At 57.7% G+C, this 23506-nt stretch carries 21 protein-coding genes; 5 read left to right on the forward strand and 16 right to left on the reverse strand.

What is annotated here, in order from left to right; genetic code table 11:
• Positions 1-25: 25 nt before the first annotated feature.
• The 5 genes from KXD86_RS04780 to KXD86_RS04800 form a co-directional block, all read right to left on the reverse strand.
• Positions 26-880 (reverse strand): type II secretion system protein N, encoded by an 855-nt coding sequence (locus tag KXD86_RS04780; protein WP_218634921.1) that lies wholly within the window; start codon positions 878-880, stop codon positions 26-28.
• Between the two features lies 1 nt (position 881).
• A complete protein-coding gene (gene gspN, locus KXD86_RS04785) occupies positions 882-1673 on the reverse strand; it encodes a type II secretion system protein N (protein ID WP_218634922.1) in 792 nt (263 codons plus the stop codon).
• A gap of 165 nt (positions 1674-1838) precedes the next feature.
• Positions 1839-3491, reverse strand: coding sequence for a chaperonin GroEL (groL, locus tag KXD86_RS04790; RefSeq protein WP_218634923.1), 1653 nt, complete (start codon positions 3489-3491; stop codon positions 1839-1841).
• A gap of 78 nt (positions 3492-3569) precedes the next feature.
• Positions 3570-3857 (reverse strand): co-chaperone GroES, encoded by a 288-nt coding sequence (gene groES / locus KXD86_RS04795; RefSeq protein WP_041341247.1) that lies wholly within the window; start codon positions 3855-3857, stop codon positions 3570-3572.
• A 199-nt stretch (positions 3858-4056) separates the two neighbouring features.
• Complete coding sequence (locus KXD86_RS04800; RefSeq protein ID WP_218634924.1) at positions 4057-4599, reverse strand: FxsA family protein; 543 nt, start codon at positions 4597-4599, stop codon at positions 4057-4059.
• A 164-nt stretch (positions 4600-4763) separates the two neighbouring features.
• Between KXD86_RS04800 and KXD86_RS04805 the strand changes: the two genes are divergently transcribed.
• Complete coding sequence (locus KXD86_RS04805; RefSeq protein WP_218634925.1) at positions 4764-5525, forward strand: SDR family oxidoreductase; 762 nt, start codon at positions 4764-4766, stop codon at positions 5523-5525.
• A 178-nt stretch (positions 5526-5703) separates the two neighbouring features.
• Here the strand turns inward: KXD86_RS04805 and KXD86_RS04810 are convergent, their stop codons facing one another.
• Genes KXD86_RS04810 through KXD86_RS04820 form a run of 3 tightly spaced genes read right to left on the reverse strand, consistent with a single transcriptional unit; the run spans position 5704 to position 7926 of the window.
• Positions 5704-6012, reverse strand: a complete 309-nt coding sequence (locus KXD86_RS04810) for an MGMT family protein (protein ID WP_218634926.1) — start codon at positions 6010-6012, stop codon at positions 5704-5706.
• Between the two features lie 3 nt (positions 6013-6015).
• The gene (locus tag KXD86_RS04815) at positions 6016-7434 is read right to left on the reverse strand and encodes an AmpG family muropeptide MFS transporter (protein ID WP_446685651.1); all 1419 of its coding nucleotides are present in this window, start codon (positions 7432-7434) and stop codon (positions 6016-6018) included.
• A 9-nt stretch (positions 7435-7443) separates the two neighbouring features.
• Positions 7444-7926 carry a YajQ family cyclic di-GMP-binding protein gene (locus KXD86_RS04820; protein WP_218634927.1) on the reverse strand — a complete coding sequence of 161 codons (483 nt, stop codon included), beginning with the start codon at positions 7924-7926 and terminating at the stop codon, positions 7444-7446.
• Between the two features lie 151 nt (positions 7927-8077).
• Here KXD86_RS04820 and KXD86_RS04825 point away from each other — a divergent pair, with 151 nt between their 5' ends.
• Both KXD86_RS04825 and KXD86_RS04830 read left to right on the forward strand, forming a co-directional pair.
• Positions 8078-9049: a response regulator gene (locus KXD86_RS04825; RefSeq protein ID WP_218634928.1), complete on the forward strand. Its 972-nt coding sequence runs from the start codon at positions 8078-8080 to the stop codon at positions 9047-9049.
• Between the two features lie 299 nt (positions 9050-9348).
• Positions 9349-10368 (forward strand): AraC family transcriptional regulator, encoded by a 1020-nt coding sequence (locus KXD86_RS04830; RefSeq protein WP_218634929.1) that lies wholly within the window; start codon positions 9349-9351, stop codon positions 10366-10368.
• Positions 10369-10370: 2 nt separating this feature from the next.
• On the opposite strand, the gene KXD86_RS04835 is transcribed toward KXD86_RS04830, so the two are convergent.
• The 6 genes from KXD86_RS04835 to KXD86_RS04860 form a co-directional block, all read right to left on the reverse strand.
• Positions 10371-11582: an argininosuccinate synthase gene (locus tag KXD86_RS04835; RefSeq protein ID WP_218634930.1), complete on the reverse strand. Its 1212-nt coding sequence runs from the start codon at positions 11580-11582 to the stop codon at positions 10371-10373.
• 163 nt (positions 11583-11745) lie between these two features.
• Positions 11746-12144 carry a flagellar export chaperone FliS gene (fliS, locus tag KXD86_RS04840; protein WP_218634931.1) on the reverse strand — a complete coding sequence of 133 codons (399 nt, stop codon included), beginning with the start codon at positions 12142-12144 and terminating at the stop codon, positions 11746-11748.
• A gap of 30 nt (positions 12145-12174) precedes the next feature.
• Positions 12175-13584: a flagellar filament capping protein FliD gene (fliD, locus tag KXD86_RS04845; RefSeq protein ID WP_218634932.1), complete on the reverse strand. Its 1410-nt coding sequence runs from the start codon at positions 13582-13584 to the stop codon at positions 12175-12177.
• Between the two features lie 196 nt (positions 13585-13780).
• The gene (locus tag KXD86_RS04850) at positions 13781-14218 is read right to left on the reverse strand and encodes a flagellar protein FlaG (protein ID WP_218634933.1); all 438 of its coding nucleotides are present in this window, start codon (positions 14216-14218) and stop codon (positions 13781-13783) included.
• A gap of 76 nt (positions 14219-14294) precedes the next feature.
• Entirely contained in the window at positions 14295-15119 is an 825-nt protein-coding gene (locus KXD86_RS04855) for a flagellin domain-containing protein (RefSeq protein ID WP_218634934.1), read from the reverse strand.
• A gap of 162 nt (positions 15120-15281) precedes the next feature.
• Positions 15282-17381 carry a motility associated factor glycosyltransferase family protein gene (locus KXD86_RS04860; protein WP_218634935.1) on the reverse strand — a complete coding sequence of 700 codons (2100 nt, stop codon included), beginning with the start codon at positions 17379-17381 and terminating at the stop codon, positions 15282-15284.
• 367 nt (positions 17382-17748) lie between these two features.
• Between KXD86_RS04860 and KXD86_RS04865 the strand changes: the two genes are divergently transcribed.
• A complete protein-coding gene (locus tag KXD86_RS04865; protein WP_218634936.1) occupies positions 17749-18912 on the forward strand; it encodes a flagellin in 1164 nt (387 codons plus the stop codon).
• 30 nt (positions 18913-18942) lie between these two features.
• The gene (locus KXD86_RS04870) at positions 18943-20943 is read left to right on the forward strand and encodes a tetratricopeptide repeat protein (RefSeq protein WP_218634937.1); all 2001 of its coding nucleotides are present in this window, start codon (positions 18943-18945) and stop codon (positions 20941-20943) included.
• 3 nt (positions 20944-20946) lie between these two features.
• On the opposite strand, the gene sbcB is transcribed toward KXD86_RS04870, so the two are convergent.
• Complete coding sequence (sbcB, locus tag KXD86_RS04875; RefSeq protein WP_218634938.1) at positions 20947-22392, reverse strand: exodeoxyribonuclease I; 1446 nt, start codon at positions 22390-22392, stop codon at positions 20947-20949.
• Positions 22393-22439: 47 nt separating this feature from the next.
• A complete protein-coding gene (locus KXD86_RS04880) occupies positions 22440-23318 on the reverse strand; it encodes a DUF6160 family protein (RefSeq protein ID WP_218634939.1) in 879 nt (292 codons plus the stop codon).
• Positions 23319-23506 lie beyond the last annotated feature (188 nt).

Here is a 23506-nt window from a genome sequence, read left to right on the forward strand (position 1 = left end):
TTTCGTCCTGTATCGATGAACCCGATCAGCGCCACTGCTCGGGTATGGCATAACTTATGGTGAGGATGGATCCGTCACGTTCGATTTCTATGTCCACCTGAGACTGTCCTCGCCAGCTCTCAAGCAGGGATTTGTCCTGTTCTATGTCTCCCAGTCGCTGCCCGTTGATGGCGGTGATTACATCGCCGGCCTGGAGATTGACGGCATTGAGCATCGCATTGGAACCGTCATACACGTACCCGGACGTGCCACTCTGATCGGCCGGGCTCAACCCATAGGCATTGAGCGCAGCGACCCCCTGACTGTCCAGCTCGGCCCGGGCATTTTCCAGAAACGCATCCGGAGAGGAGTCTGCAGGCTCATCAGGCGCCTCTGCAACCAGGGATTCCGAATCCGGCTCTTCAAAGGTCAGGGATTCGTAACGACCGCCCCGACGAATCAGGATGCGACTTGGCTCGACTTCGGCCAGCTCCGCGTTGCCGGGTAGCATGTCCCCCACCCGGTAGTACGCGGTTTCCCCGTTGCTTCCTGCAACTATAGCACCGGAGTCTTCCGGACGCTGTCCTACGAGAACCCCTTCAAGACGCAGCCGCAGGCCAGTTTCCGGGGCCGATCGTTTGACGACCTCGGCAACGCCACGCTGCTCGGCCGGCCGCCCAAAAAAATCAAAACTTGCCATGGGGTACGATAGACCCTGGCCGGAGCCACCCATGCTTCCGCTTTCTGAAACCGGAGCCACGGGCACTGGCTTGTCATCCCAGGCAAAAAGCCAGGTAACCTTGGCCAGGGCAATCCCGATGTAAACGGCGAGCGCCAGCAACAGCAGGTTCGCAAGAACCCGGGATATACGGCTCTGAACCTGAACATCCATCAATGCCATATCAACGCGCTCCCGGCAGCAATGGTTGCTTGACCCGGAAAACCACATCATCCGGACTGGCCGATTCCGACCAGGGTTGACCGGCCAGATCCACCATGCGTTTGTAGACCCGGACTTCCATCATGCCATTCCAGAGGATGCTGGTCTCCGCCGCCGGGCCGGTACCATCCTGCTCTGCCACGGTCAACGCGATTCCACCTTGAGTGGTGTCGAGGTTGGCCTGCATGGGCGGGAACCGTGCCTGGCCTGTCTGGTTACCCATGGGCCACTTGACCAGCCCCCCAGCCCATCGAGCAAAACCGTCAACACGCTCAATTCGGCCATCCGCCCACACCAGATTCAACCGATCAATGGTGACGTTGCCCTCGATCATGGCACCACCACTCCGGCGAATCAGCTCCTCAAACTCGCTGACCACGACCTGGCCACGGGCATTGAGCTCGGCCCGCTCCGGCCAGCTAATCGTAACATCGCCCTCAACCGAAGATTGTGACGAAGCAACAGAAATGTCGACCGGTAAGGACAGGTCGGTCAGGGACGGCCAGCCAAGATGCCAGTCAACACGCACCGGATAGCCTGCCACCATCATTCCCGCGGCACCCTTCCAGACCTGGCCGGAAACCTGTCGGACCTGCACCTGTTCCGGAAGGGGAACATGGGCCGAAGCCTGGTGCCAGACCCATCCTGCGGGTATCCAAACCACCAGTGCCACCGCATAGACGACCAGCCCCAACAGGACAAGGAGAATCACCTTGCCAGGGCGGAGAAAGGATTTGGGTTCGGCGTCACTCATCGGGCCACACAAAGACAATTGGTCGGTAGCCGAGTCTAACAAAGGCCCGAGGCAAGTTCATGAGAAAAAACAAAAACCCCGCGTCAGTGCGAACCGACGCGGGGTTTTTGAGGTCGATCGGGCGGCGCCTTGGCGTTCCAAGACGCGACCGGGATCAGGTCGGCATTACATCATGCCGCCCATGCCTCCCATTCCGCCCATGCCGCCCATGTCCGGCATACCACCACCGGCGCCTTCGTCTTGCGGCTCATCCGCAACCATCGCCTCGGTGGTGATGATCAGGGACGCAACGGAAGCAGCGGCCTGCAGGGCTGAACGGGTTACCTTGGCGGGATCCAGGATACCCATTTCCAGCATGTCGCCGTACTGCTCGGTGGCTGCATTGAAGCCGAAGGAACCTTCGCCTTCACGCACCTTGGCGACCACAACGGAAGACTCGCCACCGGCGTTGTAGACGATCTGACGCAGCGGAGCTTCCATGGCGCGGCGCAGGATGTTAACACCGGCTTTCTGCTCTTCGTTGATGGCATCCACCTTGTCCAGGGCCGCGATGGCACGGATCAGGGTAACACCGCCGCCAGGCACGATGCCCTCTTCCACCGCAGCACGGGTGGAGTGCAACGCGTCTTCAACACGGGCCTTCTTCTCTTTCATTTCCACTTCGGAACCGGCGCCAACCTTGATGACGGCGACACCGCCGGCCAGCTTGGCCACGCGTTCCTGCAGCTTCTCCTTGTCGTAATCGGAAGAGCTGTCTTCGATCTGCTTGCGGATCTGCTCAACGCGAGCTTCGATGTCTGCCTGTGCACCGGCACCACCGATGATCGTGGTGTTTTCCTTGGTGACGTTAACGCGCTTGGCTGTGCCAAGGTCATCCAGGGTGGTGTTCTCAAGAGTCAGGCCGACTTCTTCAGAAATCACGGTACCACCGGAGAGGATCGCGATGTCCTGCAGCATTTCCTTGCGACGGTCACCAAAGCCAGGCGCCTTCACAGCGTTGACCTTAACGATGCCGCGCATGTTGTTCACAACCAGAGTTGCAAGCGCTTCGCCTTCGATGTCCTCAGCGATGATCTGCAGTGGCTTGCCAGCCTTGGCTACAGCTTCCAGCACCGGCAGCAGCTCGCGGATGTTGGAGATCTTTTTGTCGACCAGCAGGATGTACGGGTCTTCCAGCTCGGCAGACATGTTGTCCTGGTTGTTGATGAAGTACGGTGACAGGAAGCCACGGTCGAACTGCATACCTTCAACCACGTCCAGCTCGTCTTCCAGGCCACGGCCTTCCTCAACGGTAATGACGCCTTCTTTGCCCACTTTTTCCATCGCATCGGCGATGATCCTACCGATGGTCTCATCACCGTTGGCAGAGATAGTGCCGACCTGAGCAATCATCTTGCTGTCGTCGCACGGCTTCGCCATATCACGGATTGCCTTCACAGCTTCCGTGGTGGCCTTATCGATGCCGCGCTTCAGGTCCATCGGGTTCATGCCGGCAGTAACCGCCTTCACGCCCTCGTTAACGATGGACTGGGCCAGAACGGTTGCAGTCGTGGTGCCGTCACCAGCCGTGTCGTTGGCCTGGGAAGCCACTTCTTTCACCATCTGGGCGCCCATGTTCTCGAACTTGTCTGACAGTTCGATTTCCTTCGCTACGGAAACACCATCTTTGGTGATGGTTGGCGCGCCGAAGGACTTTTCCAGAACCACGTTACGGCCCTTGGGACCCAAGGTCACTTTAACCGCGTCTGCCAGAACGTTGACGCCTGCGACCATGCGCTTGCGCGCGTTATCACCAAATTTAACGTCTTTAGCTGCCATGTCTTCTATTCCTGTTCGTTAAACCGAAGTTGTTGAATCAATCGGATTAATGAGGGTTTGTGCCGGTCGCCGGAGCGATCACTCAAGCACGCCGTAAATGTCGTTCTCGCTCATGATGAGCAGTTCTTCACCGTCGACTTTTACGGTGTTTCCGGCGTACTGGCCAAAGACCACGGTGTCACCCACCTTGACCGCCAGCGCGCGGGTTTCGCCATTGTCCAGGATGCGACCGTTGCCGACAGCAACCACTTCACCCTGGGAAGGCTTCTCCTTGGCATTACCCGGCAGCACGATGCCACCCGCAGTTTTCTCTTCTTCTTCCTTACGGCGCACGACAACACGATCGTGTAGCGGACGAATTTTCATTGCTCGGTTTCTCCAGTAGTCAGATTAATGTGGCAATGACATTTGCTGTTTAAAAAGGTCGGACTTGCAAAGCGTCATCCGGCCAAATTGCCCGGCTGCCTAACCTGCTGTTTTCCAGCCGTTATCAGCCTGCAGCGAACTTGTGCAACTTATGTGGGGTTGGCGTAGGGGTTTTCAACACCCCGAATACAACTTTTTTTCACTTTTTTTCGATGCGATCCCGGTCAGATTCGGTTTCGTCCTCATACTCGCCCTCGATGATGTTGCCATCACTATCACGGTCAAACGGGCGCTGCTGGCCGAAAGGATTCTCACGATTGCCGAACGGGTCCTGACCAAAGGGACTCTGGCCACCTCCGGCGCGAAAATAGAAGCCCCGGCTCTGGCCGGAAACCACCATCCGCTTCAAGGCCTGCGCAGCGAGCCAGTGACGGGTGCCCGGTATGAGGCAGAGAAAGCCGATCGTGTCTGTAATGAAGCCCGGCGTCAGCAACAGCGCACCGCCCACGGCCAGAATCAGGCCCTCAGCCACCTCTTTTGCGGGTAACTCTCCGCTATTCAGGCGTTGATTGGCTCTCAGCAGCGTGGCGAGCCCCTGCTGGCGCAGCAGCCAGGCGCCAATGACCGCGGTCAACAGCACCAATCCAACGGTATTCAACACGCCGATTATGCCCCCGACCTTGATGAGCACCGCCATCTCGGCGATCGGCATGACAATGAAGAGAAACAGAAACACAGACATCAGGCCCTCACGGTCTGAAAGGAATTTAAGAAGGTCTGGTATACTCCCAGCCCCTCTGTTTTGGACAAGAAGCCACACCAGTGGCTCAATGCAATCACGCCGAGCGGCGGATTTGGGACACACGGCAAACGTAAACCACCTGATAACAGTAGTTAGGGCAAAACATGAAACTTCAAGATTCCGTAATCGCAATCACTGGTGGCGGTCAGGGCCTGGGTCGCGCCATGGCCGAGTTCCTGGCAGCCCGGGGCGCAAAGCTCGCGCTCATCGATCTTATGCCAGAGAAACTCGACGAAGCCGTAGCCGCCTGCAAAGCCGCGGGGGTGGAGGCAAAGAGCTACGTCTGCAACGTGGCGAAGGAGGAAGATGTCGAGCAAACCTTCGCGGCCATTGTGAGCGACTTCGGCCAGCTCAACGGTCTGATTAATAACGCCGGCATCCTGCGGGACGGCCTGATGGTCAAGGTCAAGGATGGCCAGGTTGAGAAGCGCATGGAACTGTCCCAATGGCAGTCGGTTATTGACGTCAACCTCACCGGTGTTTTCCTGTGCGGCCGGGAAGCGGCTACCCAAATGATCAAGAACGGCGACCAGGGCGTGATCATCAACATTGCCTCAATTTCCCGCGCGGGGAATATGGGACAGAGCAACTACTCTGCCGCCAAGGCGGGTGTGTCTGCCCTGGTTCCAGTGTGGGCCAAGGAGCTGGCGCGTTATGGCATTCGCTGCATGGGCATTGCGCCGGGCTTTATCGAAACCGAGATGACCGCCTCCATGAAACCGGAAGCGCTGGAGAAGATGACCGCGGGGATTCCTCTCAAGCGCATGGGCAAGCCGGAGGAGATTGCTTCGGCGGCGGCGTTTATTTTCGAGAACGATTATGTGTCGGGGCGGATGATTGAGGTTGATGGGGCGCTTCGGCTCTAATCCTTTTTCTTGCCTGCCTTTTCGCTAGCCTTCGAATGACGGGGGCTAGCCGTGGGATGGGAAGCCTTTTCTTCTGGAACACGAACTCGCTGCGCTCAGACATCTTTGTTCCGGCAGAAAAGGCTTCCCACCCCACGACCGATGAACTGCATCCTTTTCGCTGAAAAGACTTTGATAACTAGGGCTGCCAACGGAATTGGCGCATTAATACCCTTCCATCGACGACTTCTACGCCTTCCTGTTCCAGCAATTCCTTTTGCTTTAGATACGTCGGAGAACCTTCGGGAAAGGCGATCTGGCCGTTGGTGCGCAGCACTCTATACCAGGGCACAGAATGGCCTGCCGGGAGCTTTCCCAGGGCACGGCCGATGTAACGGGCCTGGCGCCCCAAGCCGGCCATGTCGGCGACCTGCCCGTAGCTTGCCACCTTGCCCTTCGGGATGGAGAGAACCACCTGCCAGATCTTTTGATCCTTGGTTGGCTCCATGACTCAGGACTCCTTTAATGCAGCTTTCTCGTCCGGCTCGACCTGCTCGGCCTTTCGTGGTGCCAGCGCATCCAGGCGCTCCCCCTGGCGGATCATGAAGATCGCCAACAGTATGGCCGGCACACCCATGACGCCGGCCACGAAGAAAAACTGGGCGTACCCGAAGTCGGCCACCACCATGCCTGAAAAACCGCCAAGGAACTTGCCGGGAAGGGTCATCAGGGAACTGAACAGAGCGTACTGAGTTGCCGTGAAGGAGGCACTGGTCATGCTGGACAGCCAGGCGATGAGCGCGACGTTGGCGATGCCCCCGCTCAGGTTGTCGGCGCTGACCACGGCCGCCAGCGTAATCACGTTCGGCGGGTACTGGGCAAGCAGGACGAACAGCAGGTTGGTTGCTGCAGTCATCACTGCCCCCAGCAACAGAATCCTGCGAACGCCGTACCGCACCACCATAACCCCACCGGCCAGCGAACCGGCGATGGTCATGAAGAAACCGAAGATCTTGGTGACATCCGCCACCTGGGTCTTGCTGAAGCCCATGAAGTCCAGATAGAAGGGGTTAGCCATTACCCCCATGGCAATGTCGGAAATCCGGTAAACCGCGACCATCACCAGGATAAGAACCGCCAGCTCTTTGTAGCGCTTAAAGAAATCGAGGAACGGGCCGGCGACGGCGGCATAGAACCAGCCGACAAGTCGTGCGAGGCGCGGATTGAGGTGGCCACGCTTTTCCGCTTCCTGTTCGATTTTGTGGGCGATGTCCTGGGCGGCGGCGAAGTGGTTAACCGCCGGCTCGCGAACAATCAGCACCGTCAGGGCTCCGACACCGACCAGGCAGGCCATTACCTGGTAGGACACCTGCCAGGAAAAGAATTCCGCCAGATACAGCGCGCCGGCACCGGCCACCAGTAGTGCAAGCCGGTAGCCGAAGATGTAGGTGGCCGCCAGCGCCGCCTGCAGCCGTTCTTCGGCGATTTCTATGCGATAGGCATCAATGGCAACATCCTGGGTGGCCGAGGAAAACGCGACCATAAGACCACACAGGGCCATCATTTCCGGTGCCGTCGTGGCGTCAACATTGGCCATCAGGTAGAGGCCGCCGGCAATACCTGCTTGAGCCAGGATGATCCAGCTTCGGCGCTTACCCAGCAACCGGTCCAATACGGGCAGCTTCAGCCGATCCACCACCGGCGCCCAGAAAACCTTGATGGAATAGGTTATCCCCAGCCAGCTGAAAAAGCCGATGGTGGCGGTTTCCACGCCCACATCGGCCAAACGCGCGTTCAGGGTCGAGAACACCAGCAGGAAAGGAAGCCCTGCCGAAAACCCAAGAAACAGGAGGGCGATGACCTGCCAGCGAGTGTAGGTGTAGAAGGTGTCCCTGAGCAGGGCGCGGCGGTCGCTGGAAAGAATGGTCAAGTCTCCGGATCAGTCTCGAAAATTGTTGAACTGCAACGGAATATCCAGATCTGCCTCGCGCAACATGGCAATGGCAGTCTGCAGGTCGTCCCGCTTCTTGCCGTTCACCCGGACCTTGTCGCCCTGGATACTGGCCTGCACCTTGAGTTTGGCGTCCTTGATCATCTTCACGATCTTCTTCGCCATGTCCGTCTCGATGCCCTGTTTCAGGACCAGGTGCTGCTTTACCAGCTTGCCGGATTTGCTTTCACCGTCCTCGCTGATCGCGCGGCTGTCCACGTTGCGTTTGGCAAAGGCCATCCGCAGGATTTCCATGAGTTGTTCAAGCTGGAAGTCCTGCTCGGCACTGATGGTGATGCCCTTGTCATCCTGCTCGATGTCCGCCTGCACGTTCTTGAAATCCCAGCGATTGCCCAGCTCGCGTTTGGCCTGGTCCACCGCATTGGTGACTTCGTGCATATCAATTTCAGAAACTATGTCAAAAGAAGGCATGGTCGTTATTCTCCGGCAGCCACTGGGGGTATACTGTGGCCTTTATTTATTCCCGAATGGTCAAGGTGCCAAAGCATAGCAAGACCCACGCCGGACCGCATCTGGCAAAGGGCGCCGCATTCGACAATGGACTGGTGAGAAGTAGATAACAATGCCAAACCTGGACCTACCCATACTCGTAGTAGATGACGCCAAATTCAGCAGTATGGTGGTTGGCCGTACCTTGCGAAATGCCGGTTATCGCGACGTACGCATCGTCAACAACGCCACTGCTGCACTTGAGTTGATCGAACAGCGCCCGGTCAGCGTCCTGATTGCCGACTGGCTGATGCCGGAAATGGATGGCCTGGAGCTCACAGATCACGTCCGGCAACAGGACGAGCAGAACAACCACTACACCTATGTGATTCTGCTCACGGCGCGGGAGAGCGTCGAGGCGCTCTCCGAAGCGTTCGACCGGGGCGTGGACGACTTCATCTACAAGTCCGACATGACCAAGCAGCTGATCCCGCGGATCTTCGCCGCAGATCGAATGGCCGATCGCCAGAACACACTGCTGAAAGCGAATTCCCTGCTGATTGAAAACAACCGGGAACTCGAGGCGACCAACATCATCGATCTCGAAACCAGCCTCTGTAACAACAAGTATGGCCGCGAACGCCTCGCCAAAATGCTGCGCCATGCCGAATCCCGGGGTGGCTCATGCGCCTATGTACTGTGCGGCATTCGCAACTGGCAAGATCTCAAACGGAAGCATCCACCAACGGTGATGAGCGAACTGGCCGTTGGCATCGCCCGGCGCCTAAGCACCCTGATTCGACCGATTGACGTGCTGTGCCGGGTGGGCGACAACCAGTTCGCCATCATTGCGTACTTCCCCAACAGCGACCATTGCACAACCACTGCGTTCCGACGGGTATTCGACGGCATCAATCACAAGGCACTTAAAACCACCGCAGGCTATATCTCCGTGGAAGCGGGCATGGTGCTTTGCCGGGCCGATGCCCAGAAAGGCACGCCGTCAGTACAGGAGATGGAGCGCACCGCCGTTCAGGGTCTGGTGGATGCCTATGAAACCCGGCGATTTACAGAAACGGCGCCGGAGATCACCGAGGACGCGTGATACCCAGCTGACCACTTTTCGAACAATCTGTAACAGTGCGACACACATCACAAACAGACACGGCCGAGCGAAAGCCCTATTCTGCAATTGTGGATTTAAGCAGTATCCCCCATGGCGGAGGAGCCGTGCAGTACCTCCGCCGCCAAATGGGGAAAACGATCCACCGGATTAACGAATTTTTCAGGCACTTTCGTTCTTTCCTTATTTTGGGCCAGCTGATCTAGCTGGCCTTTTTATTGTGTGTTTCCAAATTCCGGTATACTCGGCCCATAACGATTCAAATAAGCCGTGCTGTAGCCATGACATCCCTTGGAACCGCCTCTGTCGCAGCCTTGCGGCAATACGTTCGCGCCGCCGAATCCGCCGGCGAGGACACCGATGCCCTGTTCAAACGGACGGGACTGAACCCGGACATCCTGGCGACGGACGACGGCCGCATCCCGGGCGAGCAACTCCAGAAGTTCATCCATCTCCTGTACGAACAGACCGGCAACCCGATTCTCGGGCTGGAAACTGGCGATTTCGTACAACCCGGCTCCTACAGCGTTCTCGGTTACATCACCATGAGCTGCGCCACGCTGGGGGAAGCCGTGGCCCGGATTGCCCCGTTCGAAAAACTCGTTGGTGACATGGGCACCACCAGCCTTGCCATCAATGGCGATGAGATCACGCTCACCTGGACCTGTCACTTCACCGATCCCGTCGTACGCCCTCACCTGGTCGACAATGTATTTTCGTCCTGGGTGAATTATGCCCGATGGCTGGCCGACAACCGCACCGCCTCACCCTCCCGTGTTTGCCTGCGGCGGCCATCCCCGGGCCAGGCGCTGGAGCAGGCCTATCAGGAACGCTGGCGTTGCCCTGTCCTGTTCGGTGCCGACGAGGACAGCGTTAGCCTGAAAAAGGATCTGCTGGAAACGCGCCTGCGACAACCGGACCCGCTGCTGCGGAAAACCCTCGAGGCCCACGCGCTTACCCAGCTTGCCGCCCTGGATACCGACAGCGATCTGATTTCCCGGGTAAAGCACAGCATCCAGCAGCAACTCATGCACGGGATCACGCGGCAGGACATGGTGGCGGAGGATCTGCGGATGACCAGTCGCACCCTGCAGCGCAAACTGAGCCAGGATGGGGTGTCCTATCAGAAACTTCTGGATGAGGTTCGGCTGAAAATGGCGGAGGATTATCTGCTCAACAGCGAGCTGGCAATTCCGGACATTGCATTACGGCTGGGATACAGTGAAACCACGTCGTTCCACCGCAAGTTCAAGGCCGTAAAAGGCAAGACGCCCGGAGAGTTCCGGGCGTCCAGAGACTGACGTCAGAGCGCGCGGCCTTTGCCAGCGGCGATACGCAGACGCAGGGCGTTCAGCTTGATAAAGCCTTCCGCATCTTTCTGGTCGTAGGCACCCTGATCTTCCTCGAAGGTGGCGATCTTCTCGTCAAACAGGGAGTCGTCAGACTTCCGGCCGACAACATCGACATTACCCTTGTAGAGCTTCAGTCGAACGGTACCGTTCACATAGGTCTGAGTCTGATCGATCAAGGCCTGCAGCGCTTCACGCTCCGGCGACCACCAGTAACCGTTGTAGATCACCTCGGCGTAGCGCGGCATGATGCTGTCTTTCAGGTGCGCCACTTCACGGTCCAGGGTGATGGACTCAATGGCACGGTGAGCCCGCAGCATGATGGTGCCGCCCGGGGTCTCGTAACATCCGCGGGACTTCATACCAACATAACGGTTCTCGACGATATCCAGACGGCCAATGCCGTTCTCGCCCGCCAGCTTGTTCAGGGTCTCCAGCACCACGTGCGGCTTCATCTCCTGGCCATCGACGGCGACGATGTCACCCTTACTGTAGGTCAGCTCAACGTAGGTCGGCTTGTCCGGGGCCGCTTCCGGGGAAACGCTCCAGCGCCACATGTCTTCCTCGGCTTCCGCCCAGGGATCTTCCAGGTTGATGCCTTCGTAGGAGATGTGCAGCAGGTTCGCATCCATGGAGTACGGGCTCTTGCCCTTCTTCTTCTCCACCGGAATGTTGCGCTCATCGCAGTACGCCAGCAGCTTCTCGCGCGAGTTCAGGTCCCACTCGCGCCAGGGCGCAATCACCTTTACACCTGGCTTGAGGGCATAGGCACCCAGCTCGAAACGCACCTGGTCGTTGCCCTTGCCGGTCGCGCCATGGGAGATGGCATCGGCGCCGGTCTCATTGGCGATCTCGATCAGTCGGCGTGAGATCAGCGGGCGGGCAATGGAGGTACCCAGCAGGTACTCACCCTCGTAGATGGTGTTCGCGCGGAACATCGGGAACACGTAATCGCGCACAAACTCCTCGCGCAGGTCCTCGATGTAGATTTCCTTTACCCCCAGCGCCTCGGCTTTCGCCCGCGCCGGTTCCACTTCCTCGCCCTGGCCGATATCAGCGGTGAAGGTCACCACCTCACAGTTGTAGGTATCCTGCAACCACCGCACGATCACGGAAGTATCCAGGCCACCGGAATAGGCCAGCACCACCTTTTTAATGTCAGACATGCCCTTGCTCCAGACTGAACAGAATGGATGTATCGAAAATAAGGCGCATATTGTACGGGAGAGCGGGGGGAATGGCTATTGGGCCAAGGCATGACAACATGAAACCCCGGCCGGCCCCAGGAGGATCCGGCCGGTTCAGGACACGTACCGTAAGCGGTTCGGCTCAGCCAGCCTGCTGCTGGGCAACAACCTCGTCCCGGATACCGTCCCAGCCTTCCTTGATGGAGCGCAGCAACTGGGCCACCTCATCCAGACGGTTAAGGTCGTTTCGGGCATTCGCCTCCCAAAGCGTGCGCTCCATGTACTCATAGAGTGCGTCAAGACGCTCGGACAGTTCGCCACCCTGCTCCTTGTCCAGAAACCCCCGAAGCGCCGCCACGATGTCCATCGCTTTCAGGATCAACTTGCCTTTGGCGTCATAATCCCGTGCCTGCAGCTTCGCCTTGGCCATGTTGATGCGCTCAAGGGCCCCCTGGTAAAGGAGCTGGATGAGTTTGTGCGGATCGGCATCGGTAATGCTGGTCTGGGTGTTGATTCGCTGGTATTGCTGAAGGCCGTTCATAGGTAACCTCTTAGAGTTCAGCGCTGTTTACTATTGCTTGCCGCTGGATTGCTGAGGTGCAATTGCTGCCAGCTGCTGGCTGACGTAATTGCCCGTACTGTTCAATTGAGCGATCAGCGAGTCGGCTGCCGAGAACTGGGCAACCAACCGCTCGCGATAGGTCTCCATCCGGAGATCAAGGCGATCCCTCTGTTCCTGAATTTGATCCAGCGCGTTATTCAGGCCCTTGGTACGTCCTGAGATAGCACCATCGCTGGCCAGATAGTTCTCAATGGTCGCCTCAATTTTTCCGGCGATACCATCGACGCCGTTCTGCTCCGAAAACAGTGCCGTCACTGCCTCGGGATCCGCCTCGAGCTTCTCCTTGAACACCTCGGCATCAAATTCGAGCTTTCCGGTACTGGGCTCGGTTTTGATACCGAGATCCGCCAGGGTGCGAACGGTGCTGTTCTCCATGCCAGCGGGCACGGTCGTCAGCGCTGAACGCAAATCACGCTCAATGTTCCGAATCGTAGAATCACCCGAGAGAATGCCACCCACGCCGGTATCGGCGTTGTAGCCGGAGGCCTTGTCGATAATGTCCTGAAGGGCATTGTACTTGTCGACAAACTCCTGCACCCGGCCGGCGACCTCATCCGGGTCCCTCTCAACTTTCACCGTGGACGTGCCTACGGACTTCACGTCGAAGGTTACGCCTTGCACAACATCTTCAATCGTGTTGGAGGACCGGCTGACCGAAATACCATTAACCTCCAGCAACGCGTCTTTGGCGGCAACGGTTTCAGTCAGATTGGAGGTGGTCCCATCAAAGGCAAACTGCGACAGCCCTGAGGCATCGGTGTTGTTGCCATCGCTGTCCGCCACCGACACCTGGATCGCATTGTCCAGACCACTCTCGTCAGAAGACAGAACAAGGCGGAAGCCACTGCCGGTGTCGACAATGCCCGCTGACAAGCCGGCATTGGAGTCATTGATCGAGTCGGCAAGACCCTGCAGCGTGTTGTTGCTGCCGTCTACGGTGATGTCAGTGCTGACGCCGTTTACGGTGAACGTGAGCGTGCCGGTGCCAACCGTGGTGGTATCCGTGTCGGCAAAGGTGCCCGAAGCGAGCGACTGAGCCTGAGCCAGCTGCGTTACGTTGACGCTGTATGACCCCCGGCTGGCAACCGACGGGTCAACGTTCACCGTTGCGACCGAATCATTGGACGAGTTGGCAGTCAGCGCCTTCAGACCATCCGACGTTGACAGTGTTTCGAGCGGCTTCTGAAGCGCCTCAAGGGCCCCCTTCAGCGCTCCAAACGCGGATATCTTGGTCTGGGCTTCGCTTTCCCGGCGATTCAAACGGAGCTCAACGGGCTGTCGCTCTGCGCTGACCAACTGGTCAACCAGATCGGCACTGAAGATTCCGGAGCCAGCACCCAGCGATGAAATTCCTGCCATATCGAGCCTCCTGCAAGGCTTGCCTGTTCTTTCTATAGTTAACGGCACGAAGCGGCAAAACTTTGCCTGATTCCCAGTGCCTTTCAGTAACCGTTTGTAACGCGATTGCGGACCCAGCATAGACGAAAACGCCGCCAACCCCTTAAGGGCGGCGGCGCTAACGCAGATCCACAGCGTTGGTTGAACAACTCGCGAGTCAGACTTTCAAATCAAACAGCGTTAGCGGTTCATCCTGCTGCAAGTTCTCTGCCAACCTCAATGCAACCTCATCCGGAATTTGCCGAATGACTTTTTGAGTCTCCTGGTCCACGACCCTTACGATCGTTTTCCCAAGTTCCTGGTCCACTTCGAACTGAAGATCTCTCTGCACGTTCTGGACAAAGTCATTTAACTGCGAAACCGCACGCCCCACATCGTCGCGATCAATCACCCGACGGCTCTCTTGTGCTTGAGCCTGAGCAACCTGAGATGAGGGGGTTGGCGCAACAGCCGCGGATGTCGCTCCCGAGGACGAAGCTTCTTGAGCGGAGACATTTCTGCCATCTGCTCGAGGTGACACGGACGCCCGAGCCGGAGCTTGTTCACTGGTGCGAACCAGCTTCAAATCCGGGCTGTTCAGGTTTACGTCATTCATGATCCACCTCGCTATCCCTACATGGAGTTAACCGGCCCTTCCCAAGGAAGGACCGGCTGACTCCGGCTGCCCCTTATTACTGGAGGAGGGACAGTACCTGGTTGGGACGAGCGTTCGCCTGCGCGAGTACCGAGATACCGGCCTGCTGCAGTACGTTTGCCTTGGCCAGCTTCGCAGTTTCAGCAGCGAAGTCTGCGTCCACGATGCGGCTGTTGGAAGCACTCAGGTTCTCGATGTTGGTACCGAGGTTGTTGATGGTGCTTTCAAAGCGGTTCTGCACCGCACCCAGATCGGCGCGGAAGGCGTTTACTTCCGACAGAGCGCCATCGATCGTTGCCAGTGCCGCACTCGCGCCACCCGCGCTGGAGATGGAGATACCGCTCAGGCCGAGACCCGTCGCATTCATGGTTGAGTTGAAGTCGATGGTGATCGTCTGACCGGCGTTAGCACCTACCTGGAAGGCCACACCAGAACCCAGGCTGCCGTCCAGAACATTCAGGCCGTTGAACTGGGTGTCGTCGGCGATCCGGGTGATCTCGGATACACGCTGGGAAACCTCAGCCTGCAACAGGGTACGGTCGGCATCGGTGTTGGAACCGTTAGCGGCCTGTACAGCCAGCTCACGGATACGCTGCAGGTTCTGAACCGTCTCGTCGAGACCGCCCTCTGCAGTCTGAACCATGGAGATACCGTCGTTGGCGTTACGCTGGGCAACCGTCAGACCACGAATCTGGGTGTCAAAGCGGGTTGAGATAGCCAGACCGGCTGCGTCATCCTTCGCGGAGTTGATCCGCAGGCCAGAAGACAGACGTTCAAGAGCTTGATCGCTCAGACCCTGAGACTTGCTCAGCTGGTTCTGGGCACTGAGAGATGCGACGTTGGTGTTGATTCCGAGAGCCATGATGCTTCCCCTTCAAAATTGTGTTTTCGACACTTTAGAAAGGCCAGCCCCCAGTTCTTCTTTTTTGGGAACGCTGCCCTGTTATTGCACTTAACGGCAGCGTTTCCCATCGCTTTAGGGTTCCCTCACATTTTCATGTAACAAATTGTTAAACCGCAATAATCAGGTTCTATCCGGTTCGGCGTTCATCAGGCGAGTCGTCACCCAGGGGTCATCCCCTGGCCGGCGTTCGGACAGAATGACCGATGCAAAATGGTCGGGCAATGCCTCCAGAAAAACTTTAAAGGTATTGCCCCAGTGCTCCAGGAAGGGCTGCAAATCCTCATCCTTGTGGGCCAGCCCATGGCAGAGCCCCATCTGCAAAAAGCGCTGAATGGTTCCCTTCAGAATCTGCCATCCCATTAACTGGATGACCACAGGCGATCGCCTGCCACTGCCGGGGCCAACTCGGTTCAGGTAATCCCTTATCTGGTTGCATACAACAATCAGATCCTTGCGTCCGGAGAGGCGACTGTTCTTCAGGACCGACAGGAATTCCCGGGCGGTATCAGAAACTTCCTTGGACACAGCGCCGAAAATCTGGTCCGTGTCGTAATCCGGCATCTCCAGTGCGCAGGCTTCCACTGCTTCTATCAACGTGTTCCGCTTCTCAACCGAAGCAGCCTCCAGCGACTCGCCGAATGCCTCGTGTGACAACCATTCGGCACCGTCGATTAACGCACCGTCTGAGCAGTTTCTGACAGAAAAATTGAGCCCCTGATTCCTGCGGTCGGCCAAGTAGGTCTCCACCGCTCGCTTGGCGGTGAAATAGTCTCCCTGGGTAATCACCGTGGTTCCGTTGACGCCTTCTGTCTCAAACTTCGGCCGTGCTTCGGTGTCGCTGGCAGTTTCCCGCTGGAACCGCGACGCAAAGTCAGTCCTGGATTCCTGGCCATAGACGGAGAATCGGGAGTGGTGCTGAGACTTATCCTGGTAACCATAGTCGGTACCGAACAGAAAAAGATTCCGGAATCCGTAAGCGAACGCCAGGGCCAGCGCCGCATTGGTGCAGGTTGGCGAGCAACCGGGTATGGCATCCGTGTTCAAGCCGAGGAACGCCGGGATGTAGTATTCGTTGGAGAAATAAAAGCGGTAATTCTCGAATAAGGGTGGCACCAGCGGGTTTACGCTGACCGTGCACAGCAAGGTGATGCCCTCAAGGCCGAACTGCTCGTCAATATCACTGAGCATTTCATAGATCATGTAATCGGCATCGAGCTCGACGTGAAAGTCCGGTCTGATGCCGTGACTCAGCAGTGCACGCAGCCCCGTCCCGGCGCTCATTACGATCAGCTTGTCCCGATTGGCCTTGAGGCCCTCGATGCGGGCATCCAGAGATGGCCCGCTGCCGACAACGGCCACCGGCGTGTGCGATTCCTCAAGCTGATAGGGCTTAACGTGCGCCCCTCTCAGCTTCAGGTTATGGAACACGTTTCGGAAGCCCCGGAGTTCAAAATCGTAATTGCCCCAGTTGGCACCGACAACCGGCAGGTCCTTTTCCAGGTCCTTGGCGATGCGATAAAGCTCCACATTGGCAAGATGGTTGTAATACCAGCTCAGGTACGGATACAGAGGGACAATCTCCGCCACCTTCGATCCGAGGACCCTGCGGACATTCTCCTCAGACGGGTTGGTTGCTATACAAAAGGAGATTGATCGTCCCTTTCCTCTGAAACGAGAGCAGATTTCCTCCCAGTCGACCGTAAATAACGTCAGTGCAAATCGATCGGGATCCGGCTCGAACACGACCGCGTCGATCACCTCCGCCCGGGCGGTCAGGCTTTCGATGTGGTAACCAAGTCCACACCCCAGAAAAACCACCGACGGCAACACGTTACCCCGGTAATAACCTTTAAAGCTCGACGGCGTCACCTTGCTCATCGCAAGGCTCTCCCGCACAAACTGTGACGCAATCCGGGCCCCTTCCCGAGCCTGGAGGTATGGCGGTTCCATGCTGACAATCGGCTTTTCCGGCGGGTTGTTCCTGATGAACTCCTGGACCTCCGAGTCGGAGTACTCGCGAGCCAGGTGACGATACACGGACCGGCCGGAATCGAGCAGATCCACATCGTCCCGGCCAGGCGTGACAATCAGTTCGCAATGATTCGGTTCATAATTGGCGAAATACTCGAAAATCTCCGGACGGTACTTCTGGAAGTACGCCAGGTTTTTCTGCTTGCGCCGGATGAACGGCACTGCAACATCTTCATCATTTCCAGACATCAAACCTTCCTCAATCGGGATTCAGCCGCTCGGAGCAGACCAGGGGCGAACGGGCCCGGGACGACATCAAGCTCGCCAGAAAGGGCAAGTAATACCAGATTCACCAAACAGACAGCAAAATCTTCCCGTTAAGGGGCGTGGAAAACAGGCGGCAAAATTCTGCCCATAAACGCTGCCCTCATGGGGCCGACCCGTGTAGAGAAATCATTGCCATCATAATTTCTCTATTATTTTCATGACACTACAGATATTTACCGTGTTTTGGCACGTTATTGGCTTTCGTCTGCTCAGGTAAACAACTTTTGGCCGGCACATCACCGATTCGGCACAGGAAGTTGTCCGGCAAATCAAACCGAGGAGAAAAGAGATGCCTCAGATAATCAACACCAATATTGCATCACTCAATGCCCAGCGGAATCTGAACGCAACTCAGAGCGACGCCAACGTCGCCTTGCAGCGTCTCTCCTCGGGGCTTCGAATCAACTCTGCGAAAGACGACGCGGCGGGCCTGGCCATCTCAGAACGCTTTCAGTCCCAGATTACGGGTCTGAACATGGCCCAGAGAAATGCCAACGACGGCATCTCCCTGGCCCAGACTACCGAAGGCGCTCTCGATGAAATCACCGCAAACCTTCAGCGGATTCGCGAACTCGCCGTTCAGTCGGCCAACGCCTCCAACAGCCCCTCAGACCGCCAGGCGCTGAACGCCGAAGTGCAGGAGCGGATTCAGGAAATCAACCGGATCGCAGCCCAGACCTCGTTCAACGGCCTGAAGATCCTTGATGGCAGCCTGCTGACCCAGACCTTCCAGGTGGGCGCCAACGCGGGTGAGACCATCAGCGTGTCAGGGTTTGATGCCCGCGGCTCACAGCTCGGCTCGACCATCAATCAGAGTACCGGCTTGCTCGCACTCACAGACGGTGCTGGGGACACTCTCCAAACCATCTTCGATGAGGGACGCACCGTCGATATCGCCTTTGACATCACAGGCATTGACGGCACTTTGACCACCGTCAACGTTACGGGCGCTGGGTCTCTCCAGGATGTTCTTGGCCAGATCAACGCTCAGTCACCGACAACCGGTGTCGAAGTGAACATGAACCGAAGCAACGATGAACTCATCTTTTCGTCTCAATTTGGCGAGGGTTTCACTGTTGCCATTAATCCGGGCGGGACTACCCAAACGGTGACCGCAACAGCGGCTGCCAATACCGTATCCGCCAACGATACCGACATCTCAACCCAGGACGGCGCGGATCTGGCCATGATCTCCGTTGACTACGCGATCGACACCATTAACGGGATTCGCGCAGAGCTGGGTGCGGTTCAGAACCGCTTCGAGTCCACCATTGCCAACCTGAGCACCACGTCTGAAAACCTCTCGGCATCAAACAGCCGGATCCGGGATGCGGACTTCGCCGCCGAATCGGCCGAACTTGCCCGTACCCAGGTACTGCAGCAAGCCGGTCTGTCGGTGCTTGCCCAGGCAAACGCCCGTCCCCAGCAGGTACTCCAGCTGCTCCAGGGTTAAGGTTCTGACTTGAAGGATTGAGGTGTTCCCATGCAAGCACAGCATCACATAACAGACCCCCACGCTCGGGGTGCACACGCTGCCCGCCTGCTCCTGCAGGCCAACGTAGCCTATACCGACTCCAACAGCGGCGAGTCGAGCCACATTCAACGGCTGAACGCGCGGCAGGAATGTCGAAGCTATGTGGAACAGGCACTGGCACTTGAACCCGAGAATGCCGGTGCGCTGGGCTTGCTTGGACGCGTTGAACTGGACGATGGCCAACTGGAAAAGGCACAACTGCTGTTCAATGCCAGCCTCAATGCGGATTCAGAGCAACCGCAGCAATACGCCAACCTGGGCTATTGGGCGCTGAAGAGTGAGCGCCCTGCCCTGGCCGAGCAGTATTTCCTCCAGGCGCTGGAGCTGGACCGCCAATCGGCCGCCGCATTCTGTGGGGTTGCCCATGCCAAGCGCCTTCAGGGCCAGTTCGATGTGGCTTACCTGCACTACCGGAAGCTCCTCGAGACGGGTGCCGAATGGGCGTCTGTCTACAGCGGCATGCTGAACTGCGCGCTTCACCTCAACGTGGAACGGGCAGACGGCGATCTTGCCCAGGACGCCATCGCCCTGCTTCGCCAGGAAGGCCTTCCCCACCAGGAGCTTGGTCGGTTTGTGGGTGCGATCATTCACCAGCAGTACGATCTCGATAACGCCAGTGCGGAAATCATCCTCGATGCCGCCTGCGAAGACGAACTGCTGATTCTGGCCCTGCAGAAAACGCTCATGCCCGGTGCGGCCATCGAAAACCTGGTCACGCTGTTGCGACGGGCCATCATTGCGGAAGTCGCTCAAACGGTTGAGCTGCGCGACCCGTTGCAACGACTGGCACTGGCCATCGGGCAGTATGTTGATCGCACCGGCTACGCCCTGGCCGCACAGGAAGACGAAGAGCGCCTGGTAACGGCGATTAACGATAGCATCCAGGCCCAGCTTGCCATGGCGGATTCCCAGGATGGCATGATCGGTTCGCTGATCATCAGCGCCATGTACGGCGCGTTGTTCCATCAGGGCTTTGCCGTTCAGCTTGGCCAGTGGAACCTCACTGATTGGCCGCTGGCGCTGCAGCCGGTTCTCGCCGCCAGCTATTATCAACGGGCCAGCGAAGAGGCCATCAAGCAGAACTTCGCGGAGAAAGCCGACGAGCTTGCCCTGGATAAAGTTGACACGCCTCAGGCCTGGCCGGCCTGGTCTCAACTGGCGTTCCGTGCCGAGAACAGCCTGAAGAGCCTCATGGCCACGGAACTCAGGCTGCCAACCGATCATCTTCCGGATACCGTCCGAATCATGGTCTGCGGTGCCCAGTCTGGCCAGCGCGCCATGGAACTGGCCCGATACCTGAGCGATGTAGAAGTCATTGCCGTGGACGAATCCCTGGCGAATGTTGCCAAAGGCACCCGCATGGCCGGCGAGCTGGGGATTGAGAATGTCGTTTTCTGGCCCTGGTCCATCGCTCAGCAATTCGTTGCCGATGGCCATCAGGTTCACTGGATCGAAGTTGGCCGGTTGCCCTCAGCCAACCTGACCAGCCTGTCGCTGGCGGCGCTGGTAAACGATGCCACCTCATCCGGTGCAGTGGTGCACCTGCATACCACCGTGACCGAGCAGACGCGCGGCGACCAGCACATCCGCTCGCTGATAGCGGATCACGCCCTGAAGCCTGATCACGCAACCGTTCGCCAACTGCGTCAGTTGGTGCTCGCCAGCCACCAGGATGGTCATTGGCAAGATCTGGCAAACGATGATGACTTCTTCAATCTCGGTGCCTGCCGCGACCGATGGTTCTGCCCCCAGGATACGTCCCAACTGAAGCAGCTGATGGCAATGGTCAGCAACGAAGTGGACTGGAAACTGGTCAAGGCACGGGACGCAGATGGCCACAGCCTGGCCACCCAGCCCGTACAAAAACAGATCCAGGCGGAAGCCCTGGGCAGTGAAGTCCAGAGCCTGGTTGGGCAGGGCCTGAGCGTCTACTTCTGTAAGCGCCGCTAGGCCTCACACATAGGGAATCAAGGATTCCCCGTACAGGTGCAGATCTTCAAGAATGTGCCGCTTCTCCGGCGTCAGTGCCGGATCGGCGGCCAGCCTCTGCAACTCACCAGCGAACGCTTCGAGCGATCGCCAGCCTTTCTTCGGATGCATTAATCGCTGGGAGCGAAATTCCTCCCAGCGCTCCATCTCTTCCCCCAAAAGGGAGCCCGGATAGTTACGGGCACGGTAACGGAACAGCATTTCCCGTAATCGATCATCCTCAAACTCGATTTCCTGCTCACCCAGACTTTCTACCGGTTGCTGCAACAGCCAGTTGAGTTTCTCCCGGTCCGTCTTGCCGATGAAGCCGCCTGCGTAGAGCTGCTCATCCGGATCCGTCAGGTCGCTCTCGTGAGGCTGGTCAAATGCCTGCGCAATCTTTCCCGCCAGATCTGGCGCCTTGCGCAAGAGCGCGAGATTGGCCCGCAACACCTCGCCATCCAGCTCCAGCTCTTCCAACCGCTCCGGAGACAGGGTCGACAACATGTTCGCCGGCGCCAGCACCGGGCACTTGTTGAGCTGGACTCCCTTGAGCGGAAAGCGGCTAACGCCCTCCCCCAGTTCAGCCTGGGAGGTAAATACCCGCTCACGAATCTGCTCAGGTGTAGAGGCGATGAGCTCGGAGGGGTCTTCCCGGAGATCGTAAACGATCACGAGGTTCTTGTTGGTCGGGTGCTCGGCCATCGGCGCCACCATCGCACAGCAGCCACGAGCCGCAGGGTACTTGGCAGAAACGTGGAATACCGGCTTCATGGAAACAGTATCCAGCATGGCACGGGCAGAATGCTTGTCCTTGTTCTGCACGACGAAATCAAACAGCTTGGGCTGTTTCTCCTTGATTAACCTGGCCACCGCAATCGTTGCCTGCACATCGGACATCGCATCGTGTGCACTTTCATGGGCAATACCATTGGCGACCGTCAGTTCCTCCAGGCGAAAACTCGGGCTGCCGTCTTCTTTCCGTGGCCAGTTAATACCTTCCGGGCGAAGCGCGTAGGTAAGCCGGACCATGTCGATGATGTCCCAGCGGGAGTTGCCGTTCTGCCATTCCCGGGCGTAGGGATCCCTCAGATTCCGATAGAGCGTATGGCGGGTTACTTCATCATCAAATCGCAGGCTGTTGTAGCCAACCACGCAGGTGCCGGGCTGACTGAACGCTTCATTGATCTGGGCGATGAACTCTGCCTCGGGGAATCCGTCTTCGAGGGCTTTCTGGGGCGTGATGCCGGTGATCAGGCAGGCTTCCGGCGACGGCAGGTAATCGTCCGCCGGCTTGCAGTAGATCACCAGCGGATCTTCGATGATGTTGAGATTTTCGTCTGTTCTTACACCGGCAAACTGGGATGGACGGTCATGGACCGGGTCTACGCCGAAGGTTTCGTAATCGTGCCAGTAGAACGAGCGAATCAAGGGAAAACTCCTGCCTGTGGTGGTTCAACTGAGCAGGAGTTTAACACTTAAAACAACTGCGACCCCATATCGGTCTGATGTGTTCGCAGGCGTGGCAGACCAGTAGATCCAGAGAGTTGGCTCATCTCTACCGTCATGCTGGTCGGCAAGTTGATGAATACCCCCTTGCCGGCATTGATGACGTTAGCACCGTCGGGACTCTGCCATTCAACGTTCTCACGCTGAAAGCCGATAAAGAAATCGTCGGTGAATCCGGTGGTACCGTCGGTGTTTTCGGTACCCACGAACAATGACTGGACTTTGCTGATGGAGGCACACTCGCCGCACATCGTCGGGTCTGCTGAGTCAGCGATGCCAATCTGCGTCGCCCGATAGTTGGTGGCCAGACCGGCGTCATCAAACAGGGCTGCGTCGTGAACGGTGCCTCCGCTGTCGGTTATTTTCAGGCCGATATTGCCACTGAAGCTGGAGGTCAGGGAGGAAACGGACCCCCTGGCTTGCTGGAAGCCCATGCGGAAGCCGGCAAGACCGTCAGCGTCTTCGGCCAATTCGATGTAGGGCTGAACGGCTTCGAAGGGAACGGTTTCGCCCGCGCTGTATACCTTGCCGTTGTATTGTTCACCATCCTGGCGGGCAATGTGACCGAGGGCGACGTGCGAGGCGGCAAAATCCACACCGCCATCAATCTCACCCACTGTCGCGTCATCAATGTTAACCCGGGTCTCGACATCAATACCCAGCGTCATCCGGGTGAACTGATGCTCCGAGTCGGTCGGAACCGAGATGTTTTCGACCTGCATAAAAGCCTGCCCGGTTACCTCGCCCATGGTTTCATCAGACATGGGCTTGAGCTCGGCCTGGGCAACGGGCGTCATACCCAGACAGAGCACGGCAAGGGCAGCGCATCCATACGCTTGGTGTGTCATAGCTTGTGTCTCTGATTAGTGTTTTAGAGTCAGTTTCGACGCCCGACCCTGCTGTCGCCCTGTTTTTTTGATCGTTAGGCTGACAGGCGGCTTTACCTGGCACTCCGGTTCTTCTTTTATTTGCCGCAGAAGCACTATAGCCGAGGCGAATCGGCCAATAGAGTGAGCCCTGTCACAATCAACACGGA

Origin of the sequence: Marinobacter arenosus (assembly GCF_019264345.1) — a bacterium.
GTDB lineage: Bacteria > Pseudomonadota > Gammaproteobacteria > Pseudomonadales > Oleiphilaceae > Marinobacter > Marinobacter arenosus.

What these genes read in the sequence shown, in the direction of transcription:
- KXD86_RS04780 (WP_218634921.1), bottom strand. Translation starts at nt 880, where the DNA reads ATGGCATTGATGGATGTTCAGGTTCAGAGCCGTATATCCCGGGTTCTT.
- gspN (WP_218634922.1), bottom strand. Translation starts at nt 1,673, where the DNA reads ATGAGTGACGCCGAACCCAAATCCTTTCTCCGCCCTGGCAAGGTGATT.
- groL (WP_218634923.1), bottom strand. Translation starts at nt 3,491, where the DNA reads ATGGCAGCTAAAGACGTTAAATTTGGTGATAACGCGCGCAAGCGCATG.
- groES (WP_041341247.1), bottom strand. Translation starts at nt 3,857, where the DNA reads ATGAAAATTCGTCCGCTACACGATCGTGTTGTCGTGCGCCGTAAGGAA.
- KXD86_RS04800 (WP_218634924.1), bottom strand. Translation starts at nt 4,599, where the DNA reads ATGTCTGTGTTTCTGTTTCTCTTCATTGTCATGCCGATCGCCGAGATG.
- KXD86_RS04805 (WP_218634925.1), top strand. Translation starts at nt 4,764, where the DNA reads ATGAAACTTCAAGATTCCGTAATCGCAATCACTGGTGGCGGTCAGGGC.
- KXD86_RS04810 (WP_218634926.1), bottom strand. Translation starts at nt 6,012, where the DNA reads ATGGAGCCAACCAAGGATCAAAAGATCTGGCAGGTGGTTCTCTCCATC.
- KXD86_RS04820 (WP_218634927.1), bottom strand. Translation starts at nt 7,926, where the DNA reads ATGCCTTCTTTTGACATAGTTTCTGAAATTGATATGCACGAAGTCACC.
- KXD86_RS04825 (WP_218634928.1), top strand. Translation starts at nt 8,078, where the DNA reads ATGCCAAACCTGGACCTACCCATACTCGTAGTAGATGACGCCAAATTC.
- KXD86_RS04830 (WP_218634929.1), top strand. Translation starts at nt 9,349, where the DNA reads ATGACATCCCTTGGAACCGCCTCTGTCGCAGCCTTGCGGCAATACGTT.
- KXD86_RS04835 (WP_218634930.1), bottom strand. Translation starts at nt 11,582, where the DNA reads ATGTCTGACATTAAAAAGGTGGTGCTGGCCTATTCCGGTGGCCTGGAT.
- fliS (WP_218634931.1), bottom strand. Translation starts at nt 12,144, where the DNA reads ATGAACGGCCTTCAGCAATACCAGCGAATCAACACCCAGACCAGCATT.
- fliD (WP_218634932.1), bottom strand. Translation starts at nt 13,584, where the DNA reads ATGGCAGGAATTTCATCGCTGGGTGCTGGCTCCGGAATCTTCAGTGCC.
- KXD86_RS04850 (WP_218634933.1), bottom strand. Translation starts at nt 14,218, where the DNA reads ATGAATGACGTAAACCTGAACAGCCCGGATTTGAAGCTGGTTCGCACC.
- KXD86_RS04855 (WP_218634934.1), bottom strand. Translation starts at nt 15,119, where the DNA reads ATGGCTCTCGGAATCAACACCAACGTCGCATCTCTCAGTGCCCAGAAC.
- KXD86_RS04860 (WP_218634935.1), bottom strand. Translation starts at nt 17,381, where the DNA reads ATGTCTGGAAATGATGAAGATGTTGCAGTGCCGTTCATCCGGCGCAAG.
- KXD86_RS04865 (WP_218634936.1), top strand. Translation starts at nt 17,749, where the DNA reads ATGCCTCAGATAATCAACACCAATATTGCATCACTCAATGCCCAGCGG.
- KXD86_RS04870 (WP_218634937.1), top strand. Translation starts at nt 18,943, where the DNA reads ATGCAAGCACAGCATCACATAACAGACCCCCACGCTCGGGGTGCACAC.
- KXD86_RS04880 (WP_218634939.1), bottom strand. Translation starts at nt 23,318, where the DNA reads ATGACACACCAAGCGTATGGATGCGCTGCCCTTGCCGTGCTCTGTCTG.